This window comes from Nitrosomonas communis, from assembly GCF_001007935.1.
Taxonomy (GTDB): domain Bacteria; phylum Pseudomonadota; class Gammaproteobacteria; order Burkholderiales; family Nitrosomonadaceae; genus Nitrosomonas; species Nitrosomonas communis.
In genome coordinates this window covers 1,129,007-1,153,868 of record NZ_CP011451.1, presented here as the reverse complement: position 1 = coordinate 1,153,868, position 24,862 = coordinate 1,129,007, and the positions used below count along the sequence as shown (strand labels likewise).

Below are 24,862 nucleotides of genomic sequence, written 5' to 3'. Positions count from 1 at the left end.
TGCACTAGGTATGGTGGCGGGATTCGCATCCTTCCAAAGCATCAAATCGGTAGCGGATGCGGCTTTAGACATTGAAAAGCTCAATAATACACTCCAGGTAGGCTTGGGGAGCGTCGATGCATCCAATGATGCTATGCAATTCCTGCGGGAAACCTCTAATGAACTTGGGCTAGACTTGAGGGTATCTGCGGAGCAATTCTCCAGATTAGCTGCGGCGGCTAAAGGAACTGCGTTAGAAGGGCAAGCTACGCGCGATATCTTTGAAGGCATTTCTAAAGCTTCTGTATCGCTCAGTCTGTCTACTGACGAAGCAAGCGGAGCGTTGCTGGCTGTGCAACAGATGGTTAGTAAAGGTAAGGTAAGTTTGGAAGAGCTTTCTGGCCAACTTGGCGAACGCTTGCCTGGCGCGTTACAAATTGCAGCTCGTTCAATGGGCATGACTACAACAGAGCTTAATGCTCTCGTTTCAAGCGGAAAGCTTACGGCCGAGGAATTATTGCCAAAACTGGCGGCAGAACTGGAGAAAACATTCGGGGCGCAGTCTCAGCAAGCCGCACAGGGATTGCAAGCGCAAATCAACCGGTTTAATACCGCCATGTTTGAAATGAAAGTGGCGATCGGCAATACCGGCCTGATTGATTTTCTATCTAGCGGTATCCAGCTCGCCACGAGATTAGCCAATGCCATGGCAGGTGTATTTGGCTCATCAGAAAATCTTTCTGCTTTTGATAAGCATATGGCTGGCGTGGGATCAGCTGAAAATCTTTCCAAAATAGAAAAACAAAAGGTCAAAGTCGAAGAATTGCGGCAGAAGGTTGCTGATATTGCCGATATCAAAAATATACCTATACGGGGTGATTTTTTCTTCCCTCAGAGAGAGTTCGACCAGGCTAGAGAAGATTATCAAAACGCTATTGATGATCTCTATAAAATGACGATTTCCGCCAACAAAAAAATAAAAGAAAGCGCTGTGTCGACCGCATCCTCAGCTAACAAATTGACTGAAGATATGGTTAAGCGCGGCCAGAAAATCACTGAATCAGTTATCTCGCCAAGTGAGAAATACGCTCAAACCCAGAAAGAACTGAACAGTTTGCTCAAGGCTGGCCGCATTACTCAGGAAACATACAATCGAGCCCTACAGAAAGCGCAAGAAGAATACACAAAAACAGCAACAGTTACCAAAACCTCTGTTTCAGAAAGTCAGAGATTTTTAGATGCTCTCATTAAAGAGGCCAGTCAATCTGGATTAACGTCTACCGAAATTAAGCGACTAGAGGCTGCCAAGCTTGGTGTGCTTGACGTTGCTGCACCTCTCATCGATAAAATAGAACAGGAAAACCAGGCGCTCAAAGCGCAACAGATCCAGATTGATTCGATCACCAAGAATTTACAACGCTATCAACAGATCACCGAGAGCGTTCTAACCGATCAGGAAAAATACGACAGGCAGGTTCAGATTCTCAGTGAAGCGCGCAATGCTACCGATGGAACCGCGATCAGCCAGGAAACCTACAATCGAGCGTTAAAGCAGGCTGAAGAATAATTTCTTAAAACCGGCAAGGCTGGACGTGATGCATTGGATGAGATATCCCAATTCGCTATCCAGGCGCAACGTAACCTGCAAAACGCGCTAGGGGATGCGCTGTTTGATGGCATAAATGGTCGGTTTGGCGATATGGTGGATGGTTTTGCGCAAGCGATTCAGCAAATGCTGGTGCAGGCGCTGGCCGCTGATATTTGGGGTGCACTGTTTAATAAGCCAACCGGCAATATGGCGTCGCTGTTCAGTTCGTTTGGGTTGTCTGGCAGTACCGCAACCGGTAGCGGATCCAGTGGGATTGGGTTGGCGGATATAGCCAACTTTGGATCCAATGCTATGAGCCTGGCCAGCTTTGGGTCTAACGCAGGTACTCTATTTGGGTCATTTAGCGCAGGCATGACTGGAGGGGCTCAGGCAGCCAGTTTTATAGCCGCAGAAAGTGCGACGATGGGAGCTGGCATGGCGGCTCAAGCCGGTGTGATGGCGGGTGAGTTTGCCGCTACCTTAGCGCCAATCATGGCGTCGTTTGCTGAAATTGCTGCGCCAGTCGCCGCTCTAGCGGCTGGCTTCATGGGTGGAACCATGATTGGCGGCGATAAAAAGTTGTTTGGCATGAATAGCATGATCACCTCAGCGGTCGGTACGGCCCTGCTTGGTCCCATCGGCGGCATCTTGGGTGGCACCTTAAACGCGCTGTTTGGCCGAGGCCCGTTGAGACAGAAAGAGACCTTAATCGACGCCATGGTGGGTGCTGAGGGCGTGGAAAATGGTGCCATCCGTACCAACTTTAAGGCGAAGGGCGGAACTTTTGTCAGTGACAAGCGCGATTTTGTCAGTGTTGACATGGTTACCAATGAGTTCAGCACGGATAATAATAAGCTAAGTTCCTACGAGGAAAGCTTAACTGAGACTTCAAAGGCTATAACCAAGGTAATCAATGAAACAACTGCCAGCGTTTCTAAATCACTTTACACGGTAGCTGACAGCCTGCATATCAGCAAACAGCCTCTTGATGATTTCTCTACTCAGATTCAAGTGGCGTCCGAGAGCGGCAAACAGCTAACCGAGGAACAAATTAGCGCAGAGCTGATACGCATCACCGATGAAATGGTCAATGCACTTGTGCCTGGCATTGCTGAGTTTAGTCGCAAAGGGGAAGATGCGCTTCAGACCTTATCTAGACTGGGCACGGAGTTCGTTAGCCTGGAAAGTGCTGCGTCTTTATTAAGCGGATCAACCAATGCTGCGACAGAAGCAGTTGGCGGCATGTCTTTTGATCATCGCTCGCAACTGGTTCAGCAGGTAGGCGGCATAGACAAGCTCAATCAGCAGATTAGTTTCTTCTCAGAGAACTTCATGTCTCAGCAGGAAGTTAACGCCACTAGCCTTGAGCTGTTGAACCGTGGGCTTGGCAAGCTTGGTCTATCTGCTGACATGACCAAAGAGCAATACGCTGGGCTGATCAGATCAGTCACTGAGGTTGGCGGCGTCTCGGTTGAAACAGCCAGTAAATTGCTGGAACTTGCGCCAGCATTCTTGAATGTCAAAAATGCTGCAGATCAGTTAAAAGCAAGCGTCAATCAGAACTTATTGTCCTTAGCTGGCAACCTCGCTCCCGATGAAGTGCTAGGTATTAAATACTCCATGATGAGCGATGCGCTCAGCCAGTTTGGAATATCGGCAGATATCAGCAGAGAGCAGCTAATAGAATACGTCAGAGAGTTTGTAAGCTCCGGCGGGTTGCTGACTGCTGCTGCTCAAAGCGTGATGAACGCGGTTGGCATTACGCTCGATTATTTAAATTCTGTCGATTTGAAAAAAGCGAATGACAACCAAAATCTACTATCTCTTGCCGGGATGTTTGCGCCAGAGGAAGTGACTGGCATTAAGCGCATCATGGCTAACGATGCGCTCAGTCAGTTCGGGCTATCTGTTGACATGGGCAGGGAGGCGATAACTGAAGCGCTGAGGGAATGCGTTAATGCTGGCGGAGTGCTTACTGATGAAATGATGCGTGCGGCGGGCATAACTGCTGACTTTTTTAACAGTATTGATCAAGACAGCTTGAATGCAGTCAATAAAGCTTATGCAAATCTTCAAAGATCAGTTGATGCCGAGCGCACCAGGCTGACCAATGAATACAATACCGCACTGGATGGAATCAATACCCAGATCGAGAGCGTTACTGATTCAATCAGCAAACTGAAGTCCCTGTCAGATGCATTCAAAAATACGATCAATGCTATCCGTCCAATGGAACGGAGTGAGGCTAAAGCTCAGATTGAAGCGGCGCTTACTACCGCGCGGGCTGGTGGCGGATTGCCGAATTTAGATGATATCAGCCAAGCTTTGGACGTACTGAAGCAGCAATCCACCTCGGGCTTTACGACTAGTTTTGATTTTGCATTCGAGCAGGCTAAGACCGCTAGCATGCTGGGTGAGCTGGGCGCATTGACTGACGATCAGTTGAGTACAGAGGAACGTTCTCTCAATGCATTGAAAGAATCTAAAAAATCTCTTGAAGATGGTTTCAAGAGTGAAATGACACGGCTAGATAAGATTCTGGAAGATGCTAAAACGCAGATTGATATTCTGAACGGAATCGAAACAAACACTAAAACCATTGCTGATGCGCTTCAAAACTTCCAGGCAGCTATAAATACAGCTAACGCAAGCGGCTCAGGCAGTGCTGGCAGCGGTGGTGGCGGAGGATTCAGCTCGTTTAGTTTTAGCGGTTCAGGTATTAAGACAAAGGCAAGTGATGCAGAGATCAAGGCTTTTGTAGATGCCAACATAAATGATCCTCTTAAGATTTATAACAAGGCTTTAGAGCTAGGTTATAGTTCCGGTGATATATCCAAAGCTACCGGATACTCGATTGGCGAAATCAACGCGACTACCGATGCATTGGGAGTACCCAGACTATCTGAAGCCGTGACTCCTAGCATTTCCGCTACTCCTACTTATGGAATATCTGATCAGTTGGTCAGTGACTTCTACCAGGCCAATAAAAACGATTTACTCAAAGTAGCGAAAACGGCTCAACAGTTTGACGTAAACATTGAACAGCTTTCACGTTCCATCGGAGTCTCTATTGCCGACATTAATAAATTCTATGACGACAATGGATTGAAGCGGCTGGATTCCAGAGGATATTCAGACGGTGGCTTCACCGGCTCAGGCGGTAAGTTCAAGCCTGCCGGTATCGTTCATGCTGGCGAGTATGTGTTCAGCCAAGAGGCAGTCAGGAACATTGGTGTAGGTGCGCTTGACAGTTTGCACGAATCCGCCAAACGAGGAGAGCCGGAAGGTTATGCAACCGGCGGTCTAGTCGGTACCAGCAAGCAGCTCATGGTTAGCAATGTGATTAATGCGATGAATCGATTTGCTGACTCATCAACTGAACGCCATGCGTTAAGTGATGCATCGATCATCCATGAGCATAGCGATTTGAGAAACAAGCAGGAATTCATCAAGGAATTTGAGAAAGAGCAAAAATCAATCTCAAAAATTGAGGAAACAGCTAATGCGCTGAATGTGTTAAACGATACACGCAGCACAAGCCATATCGACAATGTTATTAATGCCAAGCATATCTTTGAGAACAGAGCGGTATCAAGCGAAACTAGACGCGATCTTCTCAGCCGGGCAAACATTACATCAGAAACCAATAAAAATGATCTGCTCAGTAGCGTTGGCAAGAAATTAACAGATGCATCTTTTGTAAGCAGCAAGAGCAATATTAGTAATGCTCGGAGCGTTAGCGATATAACGAATCTCTCTAATACTGCATTAGACTCAATTGAAGAGCGTGCTTATAAATCTGTAGCCAGCATTACAGATAGGGACACCCGGAATATTCTTAACGCATTGAGCATCTCTGATAAAAGCCAGACGCTCGATCAGATCAAGCGCATCAGTTCGATAGATGAGAATATCCGCAGTGTTGTTGACATACGCGATATCGAGAGCACGGCCTCTACGTTAAACGCGCAAAATGACATCAAGAGCATAAGCGATATAAATAATGGGCACCTCTAAAAATTCAAGCTATAAAATGAGGCGCGTTAGGAGAAAGTAGTATTTTCTTGATTTGTCCAGGATAACACGTTGTTTCAAATGTATAATAATGAGATTATGCTCCCCGATATGAGTCCTCACCATGCAACTCGGTTTTTTTGACCTTGACAATCGATATGCTCAGCTAAGTAAGTTAAATGATCCGCTTGAAGAGCTGAATCGCATAATCGATTGGAATCTATTCGCTGATCTTCTTGCAGAGACAACGACGAAGCCCCGGAAAAGTGAAGCAGGCCGCAAACCCTTTGATCGGGTGATGCTATTCAAAATGCTGGTATTACAAAGAATGAATAATCTGTCGGATGATCGGCTGGAGTATCAAGTCCGGGACCGGTTGAGTTTCATGCGGTTTTTGGGACTTGGTCTGGCAGGGGTAGTGCCTGACGCAAAGACCATGTGGTCGTTCCGGGAAGAGTTGAAAGAGAACCATCTGATGGATCGTCTGTTTGCAAGATTCGATGAATGTTTACGAGAGTTGGAGGTAGAACTGAAGTCAGGTCAGATCATTGATGCGACCTTTGTGAGTGTGCCTAAACAACGCAATACACGTGAAGAAAACAAGATGATTAAAGAAGATGCCGTTCCGATTGAATGGGGACAGAATCCCCACAAACTGGCGCAAAAAGACATTGATGCGCGTTGGACGAAGAAGAACAGCGAATCATTTTATGGTTACAAAGATCACGTCAATATGGATCGCGATACCAAGCTGATAACCACATGGGAAGTTACTTCAGCGCAAATTCATGACAGTCAGGTTTTGGAAGAAGTGCTGCAATCCCCTGAAGTGGGAGGCGCAGATATTTATGCGGACTCAGCATACCGCAGCAATGCACAGGAAGAAAGTCTGGTCACCTCAAAATACACGAGTCAGATTCACGAAAAAGGCGCTCGCAATCATCCCCTCACGCAAGCACAAAAATCCAGTAACAAAGAGAAATCACGGGTGCGTGCACGAGTCGAGCATGTGTTTGGTTCGATGACGAATGAACTGGGCGGAATCACGATTCGTACCATAGGTTATGGGAGAGCAAAAGTACAAATAGGCTTACTCAACCTCGTCTATAACATCAAGCGTGTAGCGACGCTGATTCGAAAAGGGTATTTCAGTTTCGATAGGGTTAGTGCGCCCGAAATGGCTTAAAGGGAGCAAAAACGAGAAGATAACAACCCGAATCACCTTGAATTTAGAAAAATTTAATTATTGGACAGAAAAACTTTGAGAATCAAGTGAAATTGCCCTCCTGGTTGAATTGATTTGCTTTTTTTAGGTATTTTTAGAGGTGCCCTAATGTCATTGATGCCAAACGTATCTTTGAAAAGTCCAGGGCGGCCAATGATGTTATCCGCGAACGGATCACGCAAGCAAACATCCTCAAAGATGTAGTCAATGCGGCATATATACAAAGCCAGCATGATAGATCGCGTAAATCCATCTTTGACCATGTGCGTGAGTTGCAGCATGTAGAGCTGAATCGCGGCTTTGCAAGTGGAGGCTATACCGGCAATGCTGGCACAGATGAGCCGGTCGGCATCGTGCATGGTCGGGAGTATGTGTTCTCTGCCTCAGCGGTAGAGAGCATCGGTCTTGATACGCTGGAGAGGCTGCATAAGGCAGGCAAAGATGGCAAGCCATCCGGCTTTGCTGAAGGTGGTTTTATTGGTGAGGATATTGGCCCATCTCCGATTGTGGAAAGCGCCAGACCTAACACATCTACCACTAACAATAATCAATCTATCCAGTTGAATCAAGATGATGTGATTGCAGAATTGCGCCTGCTACGCGAAGAGATAAAGCAAGTGCGCGAGTACAACCGTCGCATGTCAAACAAGTTCGACGCTGTAACACAAGGCGGGACTGCTCTCAGGACTAAAACGGCATGAAAGCATTTCTCCCGATTGACATCACTGATGCACGCTTTGTCAGCAGCACTATTGCTGAACCGTATGCGGGAGAGCCTGCCTGGAGTTCCGGCACCACTTATGCACAAGATGCCGAGGTCAGCGTGATCACTGCCGATAGCCATCTGGTATATAAGTCGCTGGTAGCCAGCAATCTCAATAACCCTCCTGCCACATCACCTGACAAATGGTTCCTCAAATGCTACACCAATCGCTTCCGCATGTTCGACTGGAACCAAGGCAATCCAAGCGTGGGAACCTCGCCTATGACGGTCGTGATACGACCCGGCGGACGCATTAACGCGTGATGCTGGAAGGGCTCAAAGCGGCAACTGCAGTGATTACCGTGAAGGATGGGCTAAGCGGACCAACTGTATTAACGATTAATAAGGATTTACTGAATCGCCATGCAACCACACCTTACGAGTGGTGCTTCTCGCCTTTTATCTACGACAAGATAACGGCCACTTTTGATGTGCCGCCAGTGGGTGATTCGGTCATTACTGTTACGTTAACAGATCCATCCGGTACGTGCGAGCTATCACGATTCGCAGTAGGCCAGGCAATACACTTGGGAGACATAGAATGGAATCCGGTATCGGATGCTGAAAACTATAGCGAAATCACGTGGGATGCATTTGGCAAAGCAACACTCACACCCGTGCCAAGCCAGCCAGTCATTGAACTTGAGCTGGCAACAGAGGCTAATCGAGTAAATACGGTTAAACAATTTAGAGACCAAGCAAACGCGAAAGCCGTGGTCTGGTCCGGCCTGGATAACCTGGACCATGTGTACGCTGAGCCACTCGTCCTGATTGGCGTTTATCAGCGATTCCCAATCGATCTAAGCAATATCAAGCAAGCAAAAATCAACCTAACATTGAAGGGTATTTGATGGCTATCACTCCACTAAGCACGCCACTGCCGAATACGTCCAATATGACGGAGGCCCAGTTTAATGAGGGCATGAACAAGTTCTTTTCTGAGCTGGCTAATTTTGGTATCGAGATTAATGCCGCAGTCAATGCGTTTAATTTTAATGCCACCAATTCAACCAGCACCACCAGCCTGGCTATCGGCACAGGAAACAAAAGCCTGACTGTGCAGGCATCTAAAAGCTATGTGGCTGGAATGACAGTTAGAGTCGCTAATAGCGCGGATGTGACGAAATGGATGCAAGGTGAAGTCGTATCCTACAACTCAAGCACCGGGGCACTGGTTGTTAATGTCACCCATATTGCTGGATCCGGAACGATAGCGACCTGGACCATCAGTCAGGCATCGCCAATCCTGTTGCCATTCCAGGGCACTGAAAAAGTCGTGGTTTATACTTCCAATGCATATGCCTCTACAGACACCTCTATTATGAGATTCGCAACAATTCAAACTAATCTGGGCGCATCGATTACCTATGCAGATAACGCAGCAAACGGCGGGAGATTCACGATCAATGCTAGTGGACTCTATCATGTTAATTTAATGGTTGATTATGTGAACACAAATGGAGAGTGCGGTGTCTCCTTGAATTCTGCAAATCTCGCAACAGCATTCTCATCAATACCACAGTCAGAGAAATTAATTTTTGCAGGCGGCGGAGCGCAGGCTACAGGATCCGGACCTACGGGAAATGGATACACAGGCTGGCTCGCATCAGGATCGGTTCTCAGAGCGCATGGGGATAATCTCGCTACCGGAGTGAAGATGATCGTGGAGAGATTGTTTTAAAACTACATCATATGCACGAGCCCTGTTCCAGCAGAGCCCGTGTTTCATTCAAATTGGAGTTAATCCAGTAGTCATATTATCATTTTTGTCTCTAATTTGAGACATTTTTAGAGGGATGAATCATGGGTATAGAACGGACTGGAGCATGAATCGTGGCGAGAGAGAAGACACCGGATGAATGCCCGATGAATCCTGAAAGCGTGCGCGACATGGCTGCCACATTGAAGAACATCGATCAGCGTTTACAAAGCATCGAGAGAATGATGTTTGCTGGGAGGGTTGCTTTGTATGTCGTAATGGGTTGCGCGTCCGTAGGCTGGTGGTTTTTTCAGAACGTGGATTACATCAAGCATGGCATCAGCAACTGGCTGAGAAATTGACCGTTTTATTTGAGCTGCAAGCAATTATTTTTAACTAACTGACTATAAAGACATGAACAAAAACTTAAAAGACATTCTGGTGCATTCTGCTGTTTCTCTGGTGATGATGATCATTTTATTAGTATTGCCGCACCTGATCGCGGTAACTGTTGCCGTAGTGGTGAGCTGGTATATGTGGGAGCTGGGGCAGCGAATCGCCAAAGATAACGAATATCGAGGGCTGATCTATTGGTGGAATCTTGAAAGGTGGAACGATCAAGCAAGACTTGAATTTCTGGTTCCGTCTGTTGTGGCAATCGTAGCCATTAATATCTACGTGATTATTACGTTGTGAGGTAGGGCATATGTGGAGTTATTACGAAATTGTAATGCTCGCGCTAACCATTTGGCGTGAGGCGAGGGGTGAAACGCGCGATGCGAAAATTGCTGTCGCTCATACCATTGTTAACCGGGTGAACAATCCGGGCTGGTGGGGCAATGACATCATTAGTGTGCTCACGAAAAAATGGCAGTATTCGAGCATTACCGATCCCAATGATAGACAGTTGACGAACTGGCCTAAAACGGGCGATCCAGTATTTTCAGAATGTCTTGAGATAGCCAGATCGGTAGTCGATGGATCGCACAAATCACCCCTCAGAGGTATCGATTCATACTATGACGACTCCCTTAAAGGTAATGCTATTCCAAAGTGGGCCAAAGAAAATCCTGACCGGCTCGTCGGTAAAATCGGAAGGCTGAATTTTTACAATCTTGACAAAGACGTGGAGCGATAACATGTGGCAATTATTATTTCCAGCGATAACCCCAATCATCAACAAAGTTCTTGACCTGATACCCAATGAGAACGAGCGAGCCAGAGCAAGGGAACAACTGGAAGGCGATCTGCAGAAAGCCATCAACCAAGCAGCTGCGGATCAACGTGAGATCAATAAGATTGAGGCCGCTAGTTCCTCTGTTTTTGTTGCTGGCTGGCGTCCTGCTTTGGGTTGGTGCTGCGTGTTTGGATGCTTTTGGGCATTCATTGGTCAACCCTTCATGCTTTGGATCGTTCAGGCATTTGAGCTGCCGTTTAAGACTCTGCCGGATATTCATACTGACTACTTGCTAGAATTGGTGCTAGCCATGTTAGGGTTGAGCGGGGTCAGAATGGTCGAGAAGATCAAAGGTGTTGCTAAGTGATTAACTAAAAGATGCAGATCTAGGTTTGAGGTGGCTAATAATAAATAATTTCTCTTCATGTTAATTTTTATTACCTCGGTTGAGGTATTTAAAATCAACATGCTTTAAGCAAGCATACAGTTCAACTATGGTAATTTTTACCATAGTTGAATTATTCAATGCTACCAATCAAATATTGCCTGCTACTGTTAGGGAACAGTACGCTGTAAATCATTACACAATTTTGAGGTATTTAAAATCAACATGCTTTAAGCAAGCATACAGTTCAACTATGGTAATTTTTACCATAGTTGAATTATTCAATGCTACCAATCAAACATTGCCTGCTACTGTTAGGGAACAGTACGCTGTAAATCATTACACAATTGTGGAATTGGCTTATCGCCATAATATATTTATTTAGAGGAATAAATATATTATGAAGTCAGATCTAATTTTTAGCCTTGGCCCAAACTGCAGAAATACTTGGAACTTACGTAGCCACTTTGGTATTAATACCACATACCCGTTTGACTGGTGGATAACGCCAGCGAAATCCATGCTAAGAATGCTGGAACCAGGGTTTAAATTCCATGTAGATCGAGACGATCTTCTCATCAGCCCTCCACACGAACATAATACTGTCTATAACTATAAGCTTAATATACTTCATCATCATGATTTTCCCCGCAGATGGGATGGCAATCATCAGGGCGTAGTATTGTCTACCGAAGACGAAGATATAGAAAATATAAATCAAAAATACACATATCTTTTCAAAAGATTCTTTGAGGCGGTAAAAAATGTATCCAATCCCGTTGCCGTACTAAACGGCAGCAAGAAAGGATTTGGAGCCAATTACAAAGGTATCGCAACAAATCGCGAGCTTAATGGCTTTGTGCCTCATCATGATCTGGCGAATGAAGTACGAGAAAGATTAGGCAAAAAACTGAAAGTGGTTTTTGTCGAAATAGGGGATAAGTTAATAGAACAGCATGAATGGGGGTGTATCGTAAGACTTCCTGATCTGGGCATACGTCCGGAGGAAAACGGATCAGGATTTGAGGAGCCAGTGCATGTATTTACATCAGCCTTTGAAGAGATTGGCTTGAGCTTAACCGAGTAACGGATTAGAACAGGTGTGGCAGGACTTCGAGAAATTGAAGATATATGCCTGGGATTTGACTGAGAGATGCAAGGTTAGGTTTGAGGTGGTTGATTAACTATCAAGCAATAATTGCTCAAAACAGTAATTGCAAATCCATAATTATCAATTGGCCTCCTAACTAGAGCTCGAAATATATTTATTTGTACTTAGCTACCAATTTCCCGTGGCCTTTATGATGTGGTTCCCTGTAACTGGACAACCTGAAAGAAAGTTCAGCTCTGATATGTATAGTTAAACAGGTTCAGGCAACCCGATCAATTCTTGGATCACTATAGTAGATTTCATCAGGCGTAAGACGGTCAAGGCTTTGATGAAATCGTTCTTGATTGTACCATTCAAACCATGTGGATAAATTCTGCTTTATCTCCTTCAGATTATTGAATTCTCTGGTATATAAAAGCTCATACTTAACTGTCCGCCAAAGTCGTTCAACAAAAATGTTGTCATAGTAGCACCCCTTGCCATCCATGCTGATCTGAATATGATGATCTTTTAGTATGGAGGTAAATGCTTCGCTGGTAAACTGTACGCCCTGGTCGGTATTCATGATCTGTGGACAGCCATAATCCTGGATGGCTGCCTCCAGCGCCTGAGTACAAAAGTCAGTATCCAAGGTATTGGACAAGCGCCAGCTCAACACCTTACGCGAATGCCAGTCGATGATGGCAACCAGATAGCCAAAGCCTTTCTCCATGGGGACATAGGTTATGTCGGCAGCCCAAACCTGATTGGGTTTATTAATGACAAGTTCTCTAAGCAGATAAGGATAGACCTTATGCTGTTTGCTTGAGATGCTGGTCCTGGGTTTTGGAGCTATGCTGACAATACCGAGTGTCTTCATTAAGGAAGAGGCTTTCTTGCGCCCTAACATGATTCCCTGGCGCTGAAACCAGGTAGCATAACTGCGTGAGCCATATTGTGGCGTCTTTAAGTACTGTTCATCCATCATGCGCAGCAGAACCAGATCAGCATTACTGATTGGTTGCGGTTGATAATAATAAGTTGAGCGCGCCAGATCCAGCAGCTGACATTGACGAGTTTGACTAAGTTTGCCATGGGGCTCAATCATCTCTTTGCGTTCTACAAGACTTAATGATTGAGCTTTCTTGCTAAAAAATCGCGTTCTACCGCCAATTGACCAATAACCCGGTGCAGGTCATCTGTTGTAGGCTGCTCCTTATTGGCGGCAGTATTATTTTTACAAAACAGCTCGGCAGCTTGCTCAATGAGTTGCCGTTTCCAGCTATTGATCTGCGTGGGATGTACATTATAACGCGCTGCTAATTGGGGGACAGTTTCATCACCACGTATCGCTGCCAGCGCTAGTTTTGCTTTGAATTCGCTCGAATATTGTATGCGCTTTTTACTCATTGTTATTAAGCTCCTTTTTAATTCTGCCAGAGCTTAACAACCTGTACAGTTTTTGGGTACCACTTCATCAATGACTGGTGCACATATTTATGATGGTGATATGCTGGTGGTCGATCGCTCAGTCGAACCCAAACACGGGCATATCGTATTGGCAGTGATTAATAATGAATATACTGTAAAGCGATTATATTCCTGTAATGGAGTTATTGAATTGCACGCTGAGAACCCAGCATATCCTACACTCAGGTTCCGTGAGAATGATGAATTACAAGTGTGGGGAGTTGTAGTGGGAACGTTTGCACGCTTTATCGTGTGATCATGTTTATGGCCTATTCGAATTATGCTCCGGCCATTTATTAGTCATTATCACATTTAAATTATTTAATACTTCACATGAATTCGACATATGTGCAATTCCAGAAATGGCGCAAGCTAAAATTCGTTCTGAGCGATCTAATAGTCCAACAAGATGTTCATGGTTATAGTTAGGCTCTATCTCATCTTGCTTATGCCACTGCCACAATTGAAATGCAGCTGTGTGGGTATAGCTACAAAGAGTATTCTAGTTATCTTTGTAATATTTCTCCAACTCACCATTCCATTCCCCCATTTCTTCAATAGCTTTAATCCGCTTATTAATTTTGGGACTGGGATACCTACCTTCTTCGTATAGAATGTTAATCTCATCATCTGTGGCGCATGATCTAATCCACTCTCCATTTATAAAAGCTTCTAGCATCACTCTCTCTAATGCAGAACTAGAAGCATAAATTCTATTTTGAATAGTAAGGAGAATAGCATTAAAATGATGCACAACAATACCATAGCATGCTGCAGCTGCCTGTACTCTTAACCCTCCATAAAGGGGAATCCCTCTCATAGTCTGCATTAAGCAATCTGAAAATTGATAAGCATTATCTAGTCTTGATTGAGCAATCATAAATCAACTCTCTGTTATGATTTTTTGAACGACGGATGGATTGCACTTGAGCGCAATATAAGTGTGTTTAATTACGGTTGTCAAACTACAGGAAATGCTGACCAAGCTATGCAAAAAACGCGGATAAATCCGTTCCGCAAAATAAAATAGACCCGCATAAATAAAGGTTCTCAGAGATGCTTCTTTACTATCTTTGCGGAACAAAAATCACTATTAAGTATTTGATAAATAATAGTAATGAACTGGACTCAAAATCCCGCGATGGTAACATCATGGGGGTTCGATTCCCCCTCCCGGCACCACATAAGCATTTCAAATAGTATCTTATAGCATCAAATCCCTCTAATTTACTAGCTTTTAGCAAGATCGATATTTTCATATAGCATTACAAGATATCTGTATATACAATTTGATGTTACTATTTGATATCACTAGAGAGATGCCATCAATGTTTATAGATATCGCGATACGTAATGCTCAAGCAAGAGATAAGCCATATAAACTAACTGATAGCGGCGGTTTATATTTGCTGTTGAACTCCGTCGGGAAGTATTGACGCATGAACTACCGATATGCAGGTAAGCAGAAAACTTTAGCTATTGGTGCTTATCCAGCTATTACCCTATCTGCTGCGCGTAAGAAAAGAGACGAAGCGCGAAATTTGCTTATTAAAGATATTGACCCGGTGATGGTGAAAGCCGTAAACAAGCAAGCCAAGAATCATGCTCACGAAAACACATTTTAAGTTATAGCACTTGAATGGCATATTAAGCAATTAACTATTTGGGAGAATCAAGCTTAGAGATATAAATTGATGTCTAGAAGAAGATATATATTTCCCTGGCTAGATAACAGCCCAACCAAGGGTATCTAACACACCTGAATTGCTCTTGCTGTGTTACGCAAGATAAAAAGCCGTGGGGCGCACGAGAAAATGCAATGAGCAAGGAAGAATATGTCGGCTGAGTATTTAAACAAACCGGGCGTGCTGAACGTGATTCTGGTGGCGATTTGAGGGGGGCATTAACGCCAGTTAAAGCAAAGTATCATGCCTGCATTACCGACCCTAAAGTTATTGGTGAATTGCTACGCTTAATCAATGGGTTGGTTGGTTCATACATCACTAAATGCGCGTTACAGCTTGCCCCATTGGTATTCGACAGAGATAGCCCGCACTAACGGGCATCATCTGTATATTTATATATTTTCTTTTTAATCTTATTTTTTAGCTTCTTATTTCTTAACAGTTGTTGCACTGGTTTTGGTGCTACTAGTGTTTTATCGCACTGCGGATCAATAACAAAGCTGGTTTGGTCAAATTTACGCCATGCACCAGTACCAGCGCCATCAACCACAAGTATTGAGATGATGCCCAAGTCAATAAACATACCAAGCAAGGTGGTGGCATCGAATGATTTTGAGGCTGGAATGGAAGCAGGCATACAACCTTCCTTGCGTGCAGTAATCACGTATTCTTCTTTTTTCTTAAAGGATGTGATGCCATTACCGCGTCCAATAAAGGCTTCATTCACATAGAGATCAACGTCTGGCTGATTACTTCGTATTATCACTTGTTGCGATACGCCATGGAATATGGAAGCGCAACCTGATAACAGCGTAATTGCGGCTAATAACGATATAGCTTTTTTCATTGATTCCCTTTCCAAAAGCTAATAAAAATCCGCACTAGGTAGATTATCGAGAGCTATATTTCTGCCCAAATGCGATTTAATATTGCATCTTCTCACATCAAATCAAGCAATGTCTCCAATACACAATTTTATTAAATTGTGTATTTCATAAAGGGATAAGATAATTTACTCCTCTTTCTTCTCCTTTGTTGTCCTCTTTTTGATGAGTGGGGCAACGTCAATCTGTACAGCTTTCATTTTTAGTACCGTAATCAGTCCAAATCTTTGTACGTACAAATTATAAAAACGATTTTGTAAATGGTAGGGTAAGGCCATTTCAATCTCTACAGATTTTAGATGTATGAGCCGCGGCTTACTCTTTCTACACTAAATGTTTCCAAAGAAAGTAATTTGTCGGTATTGATAAGAAATAACCCTAAAGCAGAGTATATACTGGTTAAAAAACGCCAGGATTTCGCTAGAACGCTTATTACTTGGTGGGAATGGATTTTAATGAATCTCGCCCTTTTTTATTCTAAAGTTTCAGAAATAAGAGCCGTTAAAAATATTTCATGATGTAGTGCTCGTCATGAAGTTCATATTATTGTATGCCTCTCCCCCCATCAGATCTATTAGCTGTGGTTCGGTGGGGTTTTGTTATGCGCTTCCCCTCAGATAAACCGACAATTTACAGCCGCAAGCGATAAAGCGACCTTCTGTGTATTAAAAAATAAATCATGGTGCAAATATAAGATAGGTGGCGCGCGTTATCTGTTTGCATATAAAAATTGAATACACCAGAATCAAGTTTTTTTCATGTGGCGTGAATGATTGGCTTTTTTTGATGCTGCTGGCGGGTGTTGCTGTGATGGTTTTCATTTTGCATTCTCAATCAATAATCATTAACAAATGCTTTTTTACCCCCAGTAAAAAATTTGATGGTATTTTTCAAAATTGAAAAATAAAAATCATTATATATTAATAATATAGCAAATGCTTTGCGGTTACCTTTCCCGATCGATATGCAAGCAAGCGCTAAATGCTCTAACTATCGGTGTTTAGCCAGCCGTTACTCTCCCCACTGCATGCGAAAAAGAGATGAAGCATGGGATGTGCTGGTTAGGGACGTTGATCCAGCGCCAGTCAAAGTCATTAAATAAGCGAATTAAACAACACGGCTTATCCCGCTTGGTTTTCGTGCGAACAGGTGAACTACATCAAGCAGAATGGACAGACACCGGTTTTGATAAGGAAGAATGGCGCATACCCGGCTATAAAATGAAGATAAAAGAACAGCACATCGTTCCTTATCACACGTCAAGTAATTGGGATGAATGGCCGGGCACGGTTTCCACAGTATAAATTCAAACCTGCTTCATGAGCATGGCTGGCATATGAAGCCATGGAGCGACAGCCGGCACCAAAGTGATAAGCCTTCATAAAGCCTAATTTACATCATACCAAGAAGTGAAGCTTGTTGCCAACTGTATATCAATAGCAAAGCTTGTTGCCAATTATACATCAATAACTGATAATATTAGTTACGTCCAGCAGGCAGTATCATATCCGGCGATCTTTCTTCATGACGTTCTGCCACTTAATCAAAACGGTACTGTATTCTCAGGATGTTTAACATTCTGACATGCTCGCGCTATCAATTCTATGTGATCGAATGGGCAGACAATTGGGAGTAGCTGGCTTAACGCTTTCACAAATAATGCACACATCATGGCAGTAGAATAAGGTTTCAAGAAAGCCGGTCAATAGATTAGCGAGTGCTGCGATGTGCGCGTTGATTATCGATTATTATTCGGTGAAACCCTTCAGGTCGATGCTGTAGCATTATGACTATTACGGATAATACTGTAGTGCAACAACAGCCTGGTATTATGATAACTGGTTCAGCAAGCAATGATTCATCGATTCATCATCAGTAATTATTATGGATGAAATAGCGCTGGTTTTGTTATGTAAGCGACCTGTATTAGGGTTTAGCAAGCAGCGTCTGGCAGCAAGCATAGGCATAGAAAGAACACATCAGATCGCACAAGCACTTCTGGCTTGTGCACTAGAAGATGCGAAGAATTGGAATAATCTGGTAGTGATTGCGCCCGCATCGGAGGAGGATCATGATTGGGCCACAACCTTGTTGCCATCATCTAAGGCAGTATGGATACAACCCCAAGCAATTGGTAACCTTGGCAAACGCCTCAGTGAGCTCGATTGCAAATTACGTAACAAGGGATTGAAGCAGTTAGTTTATATTGGTAGCGATGCGCCATCACTGACAAAAAATGACTATACAGATTGTCGTATTGCCTTGCAGCATCATGATGCGGTGCTGGTACCAGCAACAAATGGGGGTATTGCATTGATGGCTAATTGTACCCCATGGCCAGTACTGACTGATCTGCCGTGGAGCACTGATCAATTAAGTACGGCGCTGATAGATTATTGCCGAAGGGCAGGGCAGTCTATTGCGATAATGGAGCAACGTTCCGCTATAGATAAGCTAGAAGATTGCTTGAAGCTAATTACACTATTGCAACATGACCTGCGATCAGCGCGGCGCCAGCTTCGCGCACTTGTGTGTGCCATTGCCTATACTTTACAAAATCGTCCTGCTCGGTTCTAGTGTTATCCACTGTATTTCTGGGAAGTCTCGATCATTTCGACGCAATGCAGCCCGATCAGGGAAGAGAGCAAGGTATATTGCTCATACGCAGGAAGGAATGCGTAAACTTTACCGAATGGGCGTTTTTCGCTCTTCATTGTTAATCAGGTTATTTCCAATATAGAGGCAGACGGGCACTTTCCTTACCGGGCTCTACTGTCATGTCGCTTGCAGGGGAATTCTTAATAGGGATAGAGTTGCCCTGGTTTCAGCCACTCTAGGTACCACATTTGCTCTTCTGGCCGCACGCTCTCCTTGTTGCATGAGGCATTACAACGCTGTGTTAGCGATCGTCTTGAGGCGATCAACAAGGGCCTAGAACGGGATGGTGCCCTTTATCTGTTCTTCCTGTGACTCGTGTCTGCCTTTCTTTTTCCTGATAAATCTGTGGATGGGATTTACGGCGATTCGTGCCAGTACTTTTTACTGAGTAAGCTTGTTCGGTATACTGACCGGGTCAGCAGCTTATGTCAACGCAGGTACCCAACTTGCTACCATTTCCAGTCTATCCGAGAGACCTCTGCATCACTGGCTTTTGGAAAATTGAGTATTTTTAAGTGGCGGATTCAAGTTTGAAGTGCAATTTTTATAAGGTTAACAAGAAGCAAGCTGCGATAGCATCTGAGCTTCTTGAACAATCAAATAAAAGGAGCACAGAAGAAAGACTATCAGCAGTTTACCTGTGAGCAAGCTGTCAGATTTATGGGTACAGAAAGCAGGGTTTAAGCAAAGAGAGATAGCGAATGAAGTAGGTGTGAACAAACCTACCATCTCACGAGAACTCAGGCGCAATAGAGGACAGCGAGGCTGGCGCCCAAAGCAGGGGCAGAAGTTACGAGATAAACATATAAGGCAGAAAGCCCAAGCTTAACGATTTAGTCAGGAAGACTGGAATAAGGTGGAAAGGATGATTTGACAGGATATGACCCCTGAACAGGTATCCGCCCGACTTAAACTGGAAGATGAATTGTCAATCAGCTATGAAATCATTTATCAGCACCTCTAAGCAGACAAATTGGCAGGAGGTAATTTGTGGAGACATCTGCGCTGCCAGAAACTGTGACGCAAGCGCTATGCAAGTGGGCAGAACGACGTGGCACTATTCGCAACCGAGTCAGTATAGATGAATGACTCGAGATCGTACGGTGAGCGGCAAGAACCATCCAGTAGCGCTGGTAACATTGGCAGAAGGGGAAAGGAAGTCGTTCTGTGCGATTTGCCTGTAAGAGAAATATTTGGTGAGTTGACAGCAATTGATGGTTTTCTACGCTCTGCAACTGCTATCGCTAAAACAGATAGCTTGTCAGTCTCCATACTTGACAAAACTTTTTGGGAATTAATTCATGCCTATCCTGCTTTCTGCAATGCTATTTTGAGCCGACTGGCTGGCCATGGAGCACATGGTATCGTTCAATACTGCCATTATCTCACCGGTGCCCACTCATGCTGAATTAGCCTGTTTTGTTAGCACCCATCGTGAGCAGTGAGCCAGGAGTTGGCCGGTTTGGCTAAAATTAATTTGGTCGAGCAGTGAGGGCGTGACCTGCACATACTGGAGGTAGCAAAACTGGCTAAACTAGTCAAAGAAGTGCGGGCATCTTTGGATTAAACCAAACTCACCAAACTATTTTTTCTTCAATATACTTTTTCACCAGTGCTCAAGAAGTACCTTTTACTCTAATAATCAAACGCTAACCAAACCTTTCTGATAATAAAACTTAGTTGATTCTAAAGTCGTTTTCTGGAATTGAGTATAGTCAAATGCCTGATCACTTGATAGAATCGCCATCTTTATATTTTCAAGCATACTGTTTGTTTATTTTTATATTTTAGGAATATCAATGGCCACCCAAGACTTTCGCCCAGAGAAGAAAATTTCGATCTTTTATCCACCTCAACGTGTTTTGATGGGCCCCGGGCCATCCGATACCCATTCGCGTATTTTGTCCGCAATGGCGCGTCCCACCTTGGGTCATCTGGATCCAGTATTTGTGGACATGATGGAGGAGCTGAAAAGTTTGATGCGTTATGCTTTTCAGACGAATAATTTGCTCACCTTTCCTGTATCAGGCCCTGGTTCAGTCGGTATGGAAATGTGCTTTGTGAACATGATTGAGCCGGGAGATAAGGTAATTGTTTGTCGCAATGGCGTGTTCGGTGGGCGTATGATTGAGAATGTCGAACGCCATGGGGGAGTGGCTGTGGTGGTGGATGACAAATGGGGAGAGCCTGTTGATCCTCAGAAAGTGGAAGATACCTTAAAAAATAATCCAGATACGAAAATTCTGGCGTTTGTTCATGCTGAAACCTCTACCGGTGTACAGTCAGATGCTAAAACTCTTAGTGATCTAGCAAAGCGCTATAACTGCTTAACGATCATGGATACGGTCACTTCGCTAGGTGGAACACCCATCTATATCGACGGATGGGGAATTGACGCAGTCTATTCCGGCAGCCAGAAATGTTTGTCCTGCCCTCCTGGTCTTTCTCCAGTAAGTTTCTCTGAGCGCGTGGTGAATCTGGTTAAAAACCGAAAACATAAGGTACAAAGCTGGTTCATGGATATCAACTTGCTATTGGGTTACTGGGGCTCTTCACGAACCTATCATCATACGGCACCTACCAATTCACTGGTTGGATTGCACGAAGCGTTATTGATGCTATACGAAGAAGGGCTGGAACATTCCTGGGCACGGCATCAGCGTAATCACAAGGCGCTAAAAGCCGGCTTGCAGACGATGGGTATCGAATATGTGGTCGCCGAGCCCTATCGCTTGCCCCAGCTGAATGCCGTACATATACCAGTAGGCGTAGATGATAAGGAAGTACGCCGTAGGTTGCTGGCTGATTTTAATTTGGAAATCGGAGCTGGCTTAGGAGATTTTGCTGGGAAAGTTTGGCGCTTCGGTTTAATGGGTAATTCAAGTCGAGTTGAAAATGTTATTTTCTGTCTTAACGCCTTGGAAACTGTTTTATCGAATATGGGTATGAAGGTAGAGCGTGGTGCTGCAGAAGTGGCCGCTTATCAAACCTATGCAGCTAATACTATGACAGTATAAGTTTTGATTGAAACAAAACTCATAAACTATGCAACTGCTTTCTTTTTGCAGGATAGGAAGTAGTTGCAATAAGGCGGTAAAGTAAGAGAAAAGTATTATTCCATTTCCAAATCAAACATGACGCCAAGGCGAGCCGCAGGTAATATAAATAATACGACAAAGAGAAGCCGGCACAGCTGCGTTTGATTTGGAAATGGAATTACTATTCTCATTTTTGAATTTGACGAGTTAGGAGAACTGGTTGGATCTTTATTCAACGCCTTGCTCGCCTATCGCCTGTGTTTTCCAGCATAATTCTGCTTCATGAATTCAGAATTTTCTTTTCAACTTGTTGCAGCTCCTTTGCTATCTTTCCTAGTGGCCTATTTACTTATTTTCTGGTTGGTGAAAGGTAATGCACTCAAAATCCTGGATTTTCCAAATAAACGTTCGTTACATAGCACTCCTGTTCCTCGGACTGGTGGTATCGGTCTGATTCTCTCGATATTGTTGGTATGGCTGCTGTTTTCTGCTTCATTGCCTATTTCATTGTGGGTAGGATTTAGCGTACTTGCGCTTGTTTCTTTGGCTGATGATGTGAAGGGTGTATCTGTACTGGTGCGTTTACTGGCTCATATTCTTGTTGCCATCAGCTTTTCTGCGATGCTTTTACTAGATGGTTACAATTGGGTTATGGTGATAGGAATGGGACTGGCCATTGCCTGGATGTCCAACCTATATAATTTTATGGATGGTTCTGATGGGCTAGCGGGTGGTATGGCGTTCATCGGTTTTGGTTATTATGGTGTAACAGCGTTGCTTGCAGGCAATATGGAATTTGCCATGATTAACTTTTGTATTATGGCTTCCGCTGGGGCTTTCTTACGCTTCAATTTTCATCCAGCCAAAATATTTCTGGGAGATGTGGGGGCAGTGCCATTGGGTTTTTTAGCGGCGGCGTTCGGTATTTTAGGTTGGGTTAAAGGTTTGTGGTCTTTTTGGCTGCCTTTACTGATATTTTCACCTTTTATAGTCGATGCGAGTATGACGCTGATTAAGCGATTCTTCCGTGGTGAAAGGGTTTGGCAAGCACACCGTGAACATTATTACCAGAGGGTTGTGCAGAGTGGGGTTGGGCACCGCAATACAGCCTTATTGGAATATCTATTGATGCTGATGGTCGGCGGGAGTGCAGTATGGGCAAACAGTTATGACTTTATCACCCAGAGCTGGCTGGCGGTGATGTGGGGAAGTATTTATTTAATTATAATGCGGGCTTTTGATTGTTATCAACGCTATCGCTACACTAAAATACAGGATGATTGCAAGTAAAATTCATAAACGCTCTCTCATTGCTTTCATTCATGATTTTATTGCAGTGATCATAGCGTGGTGGTTCGCTTATTTATTCCGCTTCAATTTTGAAATTCCTGCTGATTTTCAAGCTTCACTCAAGGAAAATTTAGTCTGGATTGCACCAACTCAAGCGGCTATCTTTTATTCATTTGGCCTATATCGCGGATTATGGCGCTATGCCAGCTTGCCAGATTTAAAAAGAATTCTGCTAACCGTTACTTGCGGCGCAGTGATTGTCCCGTTTGTAATATTCATGCTGAAACTGCCTGTCTTGTTGCCACGAGCAGTGATATTCCTTACCCCATTACTCTTGCTGCTAATCATGGGAGGAAGCCGCATTTTATATCGGTCATGGAAAGAAGGACGGTTTTACAGCTTAAAAAATTCAGAACGTAAACCAGTTATTGTGCTAGGGACAGGAAATACTGCGATTAATCTGGTAAAAGAACTGGATCGTAGCCCTGATTGGCAGGTAGTGGGATTGCTGGGAGGGAGTCCCAAAAAATTAGGAGCTCGTCTTCATGGCGTTCGGGTTTTGGGTATGATCAGTCAATTACCTGCATGGGTAGCAAAATTAGGTGTGGGCCATGTTATTATTGCCATGCCATCTGCTTCTCAGAACGAGCGGCGTCAAGCGCTCGAAATGTGCGCAGAGCTAGGTGTTAAGGCATTGACCATTCCATCCTATGCTGACCTTGTCAGTGGGAAAATGACTGTATCACAAATCCGCAATGTTGAGCTGGATGATTTACTTGGCCGGGCGCCTGTGGTGCTCGATACGAAAGGTTTGCATGATCTGCTGACCGGAAAAACGATACTTATTACAGGGGCGGGTGGTTCCATAGGTTCTGAACTGTGCCGGCAAATCATGGCATTTAATCCCAGGCAGCTTGTCTTGTTTGAATTGAATGAATTTGCGCTCTATGCCATTCAAGAAGAATTCCTCCTCAAATTTCCGGCTGTCTCTATGGCGTTTGTGATCGGAGATGTTAAAGATCGCGCAAGACTCTCGCAAGTATTTGATAAATATCAGCCTACGGTGGTATTCCATGCTGCGGCCTATAAACATGTACCTTTAATGGAAAATGAAAATGCCTGGCAGGCTATGTTGAATAATGTTATGGGAACATATGTACTGGCAGAAGTAGCGATTGAACATGCGGTAGAAAAATTTGTGCTCATTTCTACTGACAAAGCGGTGAACCCTACCAATGTAATGGGTGCCAGCAAGCGATTGGCTGAAATGGTTTGTCAGGCGCTACAGCAATCAGTGTTACATGCTGAGAACAAGTATACTGCATCATCCAAAACTTGTTTTGTCATCGTGCGGTTCGGTAATGTTTTAGGAAGTACAGGTAGTGTGATCCCTAAATTTAGGGAGCAAATCGCAAAAGGTGGACCCATTACTGTGACACATCCTGAGATTTCGCGTTATTTCATGTCTATTCAGGAAGCAGCACAATTGGTTTTACAAGCGGGCTTGATGGGCGGTGTGAAAGGTGGAGGAGAAATTTTTGTTATGGACATGGGCGATCCCGTCAGAATCGTAGATTTGGCCAAAGATATGATCCGTTTGCTTGGCCTGACCGAAGAAGATATCAAGATTGTCTATACTGGGTTGCGTCCAGGTGAGAAGTTATATGAAGAACTCGCTACAGAAAATGAAAATATTTTGCCAACCCAACATAAAAAACTTAGTATTACGCTGTCTTACCAAGTCGATGAGCAATGGCTTGCGTCATTCATGGATTGGTTTACCAAACAACCTGTGCTAAAGGATGAGGAGGTCAGGTGGGCCTTAACAAAATGGGTACCTGAGTATTCAAATAAAAGAACAGATGAGCAAAACTTATCAGAGCAGGTAGCTACTTTAAATACACATTGATAAACAGA

26 protein-coding genes are annotated in these 24,862 nt (G+C 44.1%); 21 read left to right on the top strand and 5 right to left on the bottom strand.

From position 1 onward, the window contains the following. Positions 1-10: 10 nt before the first annotated feature. From AAW31_RS05200 to AAW31_RS05135, 12 genes are all read left to right on the top strand, one after another. On the top strand, positions 11-1,546 hold the full coding sequence (locus AAW31_RS05200; protein WP_046849425.1) for a tape measure protein: 1,536 nt from the start codon (positions 11-13) through the stop codon (positions 1,544-1,546). A gap of 33 nt (positions 1,547-1,579) precedes the next feature. Then, positions 1,580-5,584, top strand: a complete 4,005-nt coding sequence (locus AAW31_RS23860; protein ID WP_046849424.1) for a hypothetical protein — start codon at positions 1,580-1,582, stop codon at positions 5,582-5,584. A 121-nt stretch (positions 5,585-5,705) separates the two neighbouring features. Next, positions 5,706-6,767, top strand: a complete 1,062-nt coding sequence (locus AAW31_RS05190; RefSeq protein ID WP_046848937.1) for an IS5 family transposase — start codon at positions 5,706-5,708, stop codon at positions 6,765-6,767. A 302-nt stretch (positions 6,768-7,069) separates the two neighbouring features. Continuing rightward, positions 7,070-7,507, top strand: a complete 438-nt coding sequence (locus tag AAW31_RS05180; protein ID WP_046849422.1) for a hypothetical protein — start codon at positions 7,070-7,072, stop codon at positions 7,505-7,507. After that, a complete protein-coding gene (locus tag AAW31_RS05175; protein ID WP_046849421.1) occupies positions 7,504-7,833 on the top strand; it encodes a hypothetical protein in 330 nt (109 codons plus the stop codon). Before AAW31_RS05180 ends, AAW31_RS05175 begins: the two co-directional genes overlap by 4 nt. Further along, complete coding sequence (locus AAW31_RS05170; protein WP_046849420.1) at positions 7,833-8,420, top strand: hypothetical protein; 588 nt, start codon at positions 7,833-7,835, stop codon at positions 8,418-8,420. The genes AAW31_RS05175 and AAW31_RS05170 overlap by 1 nt, the downstream gene beginning before the upstream one ends. Before the next feature lie 71 nt (positions 8,421-8,491). After that, the gene (locus tag AAW31_RS05165; protein WP_144412860.1) at positions 8,492-9,250 is read left to right on the top strand and encodes a hypothetical protein; all 759 of its coding nucleotides are present in this window, start codon (positions 8,492-8,494) and stop codon (positions 9,248-9,250) included. 152 nt (positions 9,251-9,402) lie between these two features. Beyond that, the gene (locus AAW31_RS05160) at positions 9,403-9,630 is read left to right on the top strand and encodes a hypothetical protein (protein WP_144412859.1); all 228 of its coding nucleotides are present in this window, start codon (positions 9,403-9,405) and stop codon (positions 9,628-9,630) included. Between the two features lie 52 nt (positions 9,631-9,682). Next, positions 9,683-9,964, top strand: a complete 282-nt coding sequence (locus tag AAW31_RS05155; protein ID WP_046849417.1) for a hypothetical protein — start codon at positions 9,683-9,685, stop codon at positions 9,962-9,964. 10 nt (positions 9,965-9,974) lie between these two features. Next, entirely contained in the window at positions 9,975-10,406 is a 432-nt protein-coding gene (locus AAW31_RS18800) for a cell wall hydrolase (protein ID WP_052752095.1), read from the top strand. A 1-nt stretch (position 10,407) separates the two neighbouring features. Then, entirely contained in the window at positions 10,408-10,812 is a 405-nt protein-coding gene (locus AAW31_RS05145; protein WP_046849416.1) for a 3TM-type holin, read from the top strand. A gap of 418 nt (positions 10,813-11,230) precedes the next feature. Next, the gene (locus AAW31_RS05135) at positions 11,231-11,917 is read left to right on the top strand and encodes a DUF1796 family putative cysteine peptidase (protein ID WP_082110344.1); all 687 of its coding nucleotides are present in this window, start codon (positions 11,231-11,233) and stop codon (positions 11,915-11,917) included. 283 nt (positions 11,918-12,200) lie between these two features. Here the strand turns inward: AAW31_RS05135 and AAW31_RS05130 are convergent, their stop codons facing one another. Together AAW31_RS05130 and AAW31_RS23405 are read right to left on the bottom strand one after the other, a co-directional pair. Next, positions 12,201-13,028 carry an IS3 family transposase gene (locus tag AAW31_RS05130; RefSeq protein ID WP_046848692.1) on the bottom strand — a complete coding sequence of 276 codons (828 nt, stop codon included), beginning with the start codon at positions 13,026-13,028 and terminating at the stop codon, positions 12,201-12,203. Between the two features lie 20 nt (positions 13,029-13,048). Further along, entirely contained in the window at positions 13,049-13,330 is a 282-nt protein-coding gene (locus AAW31_RS23405) for an IS3 family transposase (protein WP_036503716.1), read from the bottom strand. Positions 13,331-13,400: 70 nt separating this feature from the next. Between AAW31_RS23405 and AAW31_RS05120 the strand changes: the two genes are divergently transcribed. Then, positions 13,401-13,646: a LexA family protein gene (locus tag AAW31_RS05120; RefSeq protein ID WP_052752094.1), complete on the top strand. Its 246-nt coding sequence runs from the start codon at positions 13,401-13,403 to the stop codon at positions 13,644-13,646. A 246-nt stretch (positions 13,647-13,892) separates the two neighbouring features. Here the strand turns inward: AAW31_RS05120 and AAW31_RS05115 are convergent, their stop codons facing one another. Continuing rightward, on the bottom strand, positions 13,893-14,270 hold the full coding sequence (locus tag AAW31_RS05115; protein ID WP_144412858.1) for a DUF6988 family protein: 378 nt from the start codon (positions 14,268-14,270) through the stop codon (positions 13,893-13,895). Between the two features lie 559 nt (positions 14,271-14,829). Here AAW31_RS05115 and AAW31_RS18795 point away from each other — a divergent pair. After that, entirely contained in the window at positions 14,830-15,015 is a 186-nt protein-coding gene (locus tag AAW31_RS18795; RefSeq protein WP_052752093.1) for an Arm DNA-binding domain-containing protein, read from the top strand. Between the two features lie 430 nt (positions 15,016-15,445). On the opposite strand, the gene AAW31_RS05105 is transcribed toward AAW31_RS18795, so the two are convergent. After that, positions 15,446-15,922, bottom strand: coding sequence for a hypothetical protein (locus AAW31_RS05105; protein ID WP_200899718.1), 477 nt, complete (start codon positions 15,920-15,922; stop codon positions 15,446-15,448). 336 nt (positions 15,923-16,258) lie between these two features. On the opposite strand from AAW31_RS05105, the gene AAW31_RS05100 reads away from it, so the two are divergent. Further along, positions 16,259-16,477 (top strand): hypothetical protein, encoded by a 219-nt coding sequence (locus AAW31_RS05100; RefSeq protein ID WP_046849412.1) that lies wholly within the window; start codon positions 16,259-16,261, stop codon positions 16,475-16,477. A 159-nt stretch (positions 16,478-16,636) separates the two neighbouring features. Here AAW31_RS05100 and AAW31_RS21170 read toward each other — a convergent pair whose 3' ends face one another. After that, positions 16,637-16,780, bottom strand: coding sequence for a hypothetical protein (locus AAW31_RS21170; protein ID WP_158441397.1), 144 nt, complete (start codon positions 16,778-16,780; stop codon positions 16,637-16,639). 219 nt (positions 16,781-16,999) lie between these two features. On the opposite strand from AAW31_RS21170, the gene AAW31_RS05090 reads away from it, so the two are divergent. The 6 genes from AAW31_RS05090 (at position 17,000) to AAW31_RS05060 (ending at position 24,854) form a co-directional block, all read left to right on the top strand. Continuing rightward, complete coding sequence (locus AAW31_RS05090; protein WP_144412857.1) at positions 17,000-17,263, top strand: hypothetical protein; 264 nt, start codon at positions 17,000-17,002, stop codon at positions 17,261-17,263. A 580-nt stretch (positions 17,264-17,843) separates the two neighbouring features. Further along, the gene (locus tag AAW31_RS05085) at positions 17,844-18,536 is read left to right on the top strand and encodes a TIGR04282 family arsenosugar biosynthesis glycosyltransferase (protein WP_046849409.1); all 693 of its coding nucleotides are present in this window, start codon (positions 17,844-17,846) and stop codon (positions 18,534-18,536) included. 1,162 nt (positions 18,537-19,698) lie between these two features. Next, positions 19,699-20,025, top strand: coding sequence for a cyclic nucleotide-binding domain-containing protein (locus AAW31_RS05075; protein WP_144412856.1), 327 nt, complete (start codon positions 19,699-19,701; stop codon positions 20,023-20,025). 391 nt (positions 20,026-20,416) lie between these two features. Further along, positions 20,417-21,634, top strand: coding sequence for a pyridoxal-phosphate-dependent aminotransferase family protein (locus AAW31_RS05070; RefSeq protein ID WP_046849406.1), 1,218 nt, complete (start codon positions 20,417-20,419; stop codon positions 21,632-21,634). 303 nt (positions 21,635-21,937) lie between these two features. Next, positions 21,938-22,945 carry an MraY family glycosyltransferase gene (locus tag AAW31_RS05065; protein WP_046849405.1) on the top strand — a complete coding sequence of 336 codons (1,008 nt, stop codon included), beginning with the start codon at positions 21,938-21,940 and terminating at the stop codon, positions 22,943-22,945. Further along, positions 22,932-24,854, top strand: a complete 1,923-nt coding sequence (locus tag AAW31_RS05060; protein ID WP_046849404.1) for a polysaccharide biosynthesis protein — start codon at positions 22,932-22,934, stop codon at positions 24,852-24,854. The genes AAW31_RS05065 and AAW31_RS05060 overlap by 14 nt, the downstream gene beginning before the upstream one ends. The last annotated feature ends 8 nt before the right edge of the window (positions 24,855-24,862 follow it).

Bases quoted from the DNA above. Each gene is read 5' to 3' on its own strand.
- AAW31_RS05200 (WP_046849425.1), top strand. From the start codon at position 11: ATGGTGGCGGGATTCGCATCCTTCCAAAGCATCAAATCGGTAGCGGAT.
- AAW31_RS05190 (WP_046848937.1), top strand. From the start codon at position 5,706: ATGCAACTCGGTTTTTTTGACCTTGACAATCGATATGCTCAGCTAAGT.
- AAW31_RS05175 (WP_046849421.1), top strand. From the start codon at position 7,504: ATGAAAGCATTTCTCCCGATTGACATCACTGATGCACGCTTTGTCAGC.
- AAW31_RS05170 (WP_046849420.1), top strand. From the start codon at position 7,833: ATGCTGGAAGGGCTCAAAGCGGCAACTGCAGTGATTACCGTGAAGGAT.
- AAW31_RS05165 (WP_144412860.1), top strand. From the start codon at position 8,492: ATGAACAAGTTCTTTTCTGAGCTGGCTAATTTTGGTATCGAGATTAAT.
- AAW31_RS05155 (WP_046849417.1), top strand. From the start codon at position 9,683: ATGAACAAAAACTTAAAAGACATTCTGGTGCATTCTGCTGTTTCTCTG.
- AAW31_RS18800 (WP_052752095.1), top strand. From the start codon at position 9,975: ATGTGGAGTTATTACGAAATTGTAATGCTCGCGCTAACCATTTGGCGT.
- AAW31_RS05145 (WP_046849416.1), top strand. From the start codon at position 10,408: ATGTGGCAATTATTATTTCCAGCGATAACCCCAATCATCAACAAAGTT.
- AAW31_RS05135 (WP_082110344.1), top strand. From the start codon at position 11,231: ATGAAGTCAGATCTAATTTTTAGCCTTGGCCCAAACTGCAGAAATACT.
- AAW31_RS05130 (WP_046848692.1), bottom strand. From the start codon at position 13,028: ATGATTGAGCCCCATGGCAAACTTAGTCAAACTCGTCAATGTCAGCTG.
- AAW31_RS23405 (WP_036503716.1), bottom strand. From the start codon at position 13,330: ATGAGTAAAAAGCGCATACAATATTCGAGCGAATTCAAAGCAAAACTA.
- AAW31_RS05120 (WP_052752094.1), top strand. From the start codon at position 13,401: ATGACTGGTGCACATATTTATGATGGTGATATGCTGGTGGTCGATCGC.
- AAW31_RS05115 (WP_144412858.1), bottom strand. From the start codon at position 14,270: ATGATTGCTCAATCAAGACTAGATAATGCTTATCAATTTTCAGATTGC.
- AAW31_RS18795 (WP_052752093.1), top strand. From the start codon at position 14,830: ATGAACTACCGATATGCAGGTAAGCAGAAAACTTTAGCTATTGGTGCT.
- AAW31_RS05105 (WP_200899718.1), bottom strand. From the start codon at position 15,922: ATGAAAAAAGCTATATCGTTATTAGCCGCAATTACGCTGTTATCAGGT.
- AAW31_RS05100 (WP_046849412.1), top strand. From the start codon at position 16,259: ATGTATGAGCCGCGGCTTACTCTTTCTACACTAAATGTTTCCAAAGAA.
- AAW31_RS21170 (WP_158441397.1), bottom strand. From the start codon at position 16,780: ATGAAAACCATCACAGCAACACCCGCCAGCAGCATCAAAAAAAGCCAA.
- AAW31_RS05090 (WP_144412857.1), top strand. From the start codon at position 17,000: ATGAAGCATGGGATGTGCTGGTTAGGGACGTTGATCCAGCGCCAGTCA.
- AAW31_RS05085 (WP_046849409.1), top strand. From the start codon at position 17,844: ATGGATGAAATAGCGCTGGTTTTGTTATGTAAGCGACCTGTATTAGGG.
- AAW31_RS05075 (WP_144412856.1), top strand. From the start codon at position 19,699: ATGAATGACTCGAGATCGTACGGTGAGCGGCAAGAACCATCCAGTAGC.
- AAW31_RS05070 (WP_046849406.1), top strand. From the start codon at position 20,417: ATGGCCACCCAAGACTTTCGCCCAGAGAAGAAAATTTCGATCTTTTAT.
- AAW31_RS05065 (WP_046849405.1), top strand. From the start codon at position 21,938: ATGAATTCAGAATTTTCTTTTCAACTTGTTGCAGCTCCTTTGCTATCT.
- AAW31_RS05060 (WP_046849404.1), top strand. From the start codon at position 22,932: ATGATTGCAAGTAAAATTCATAAACGCTCTCTCATTGCTTTCATTCAT.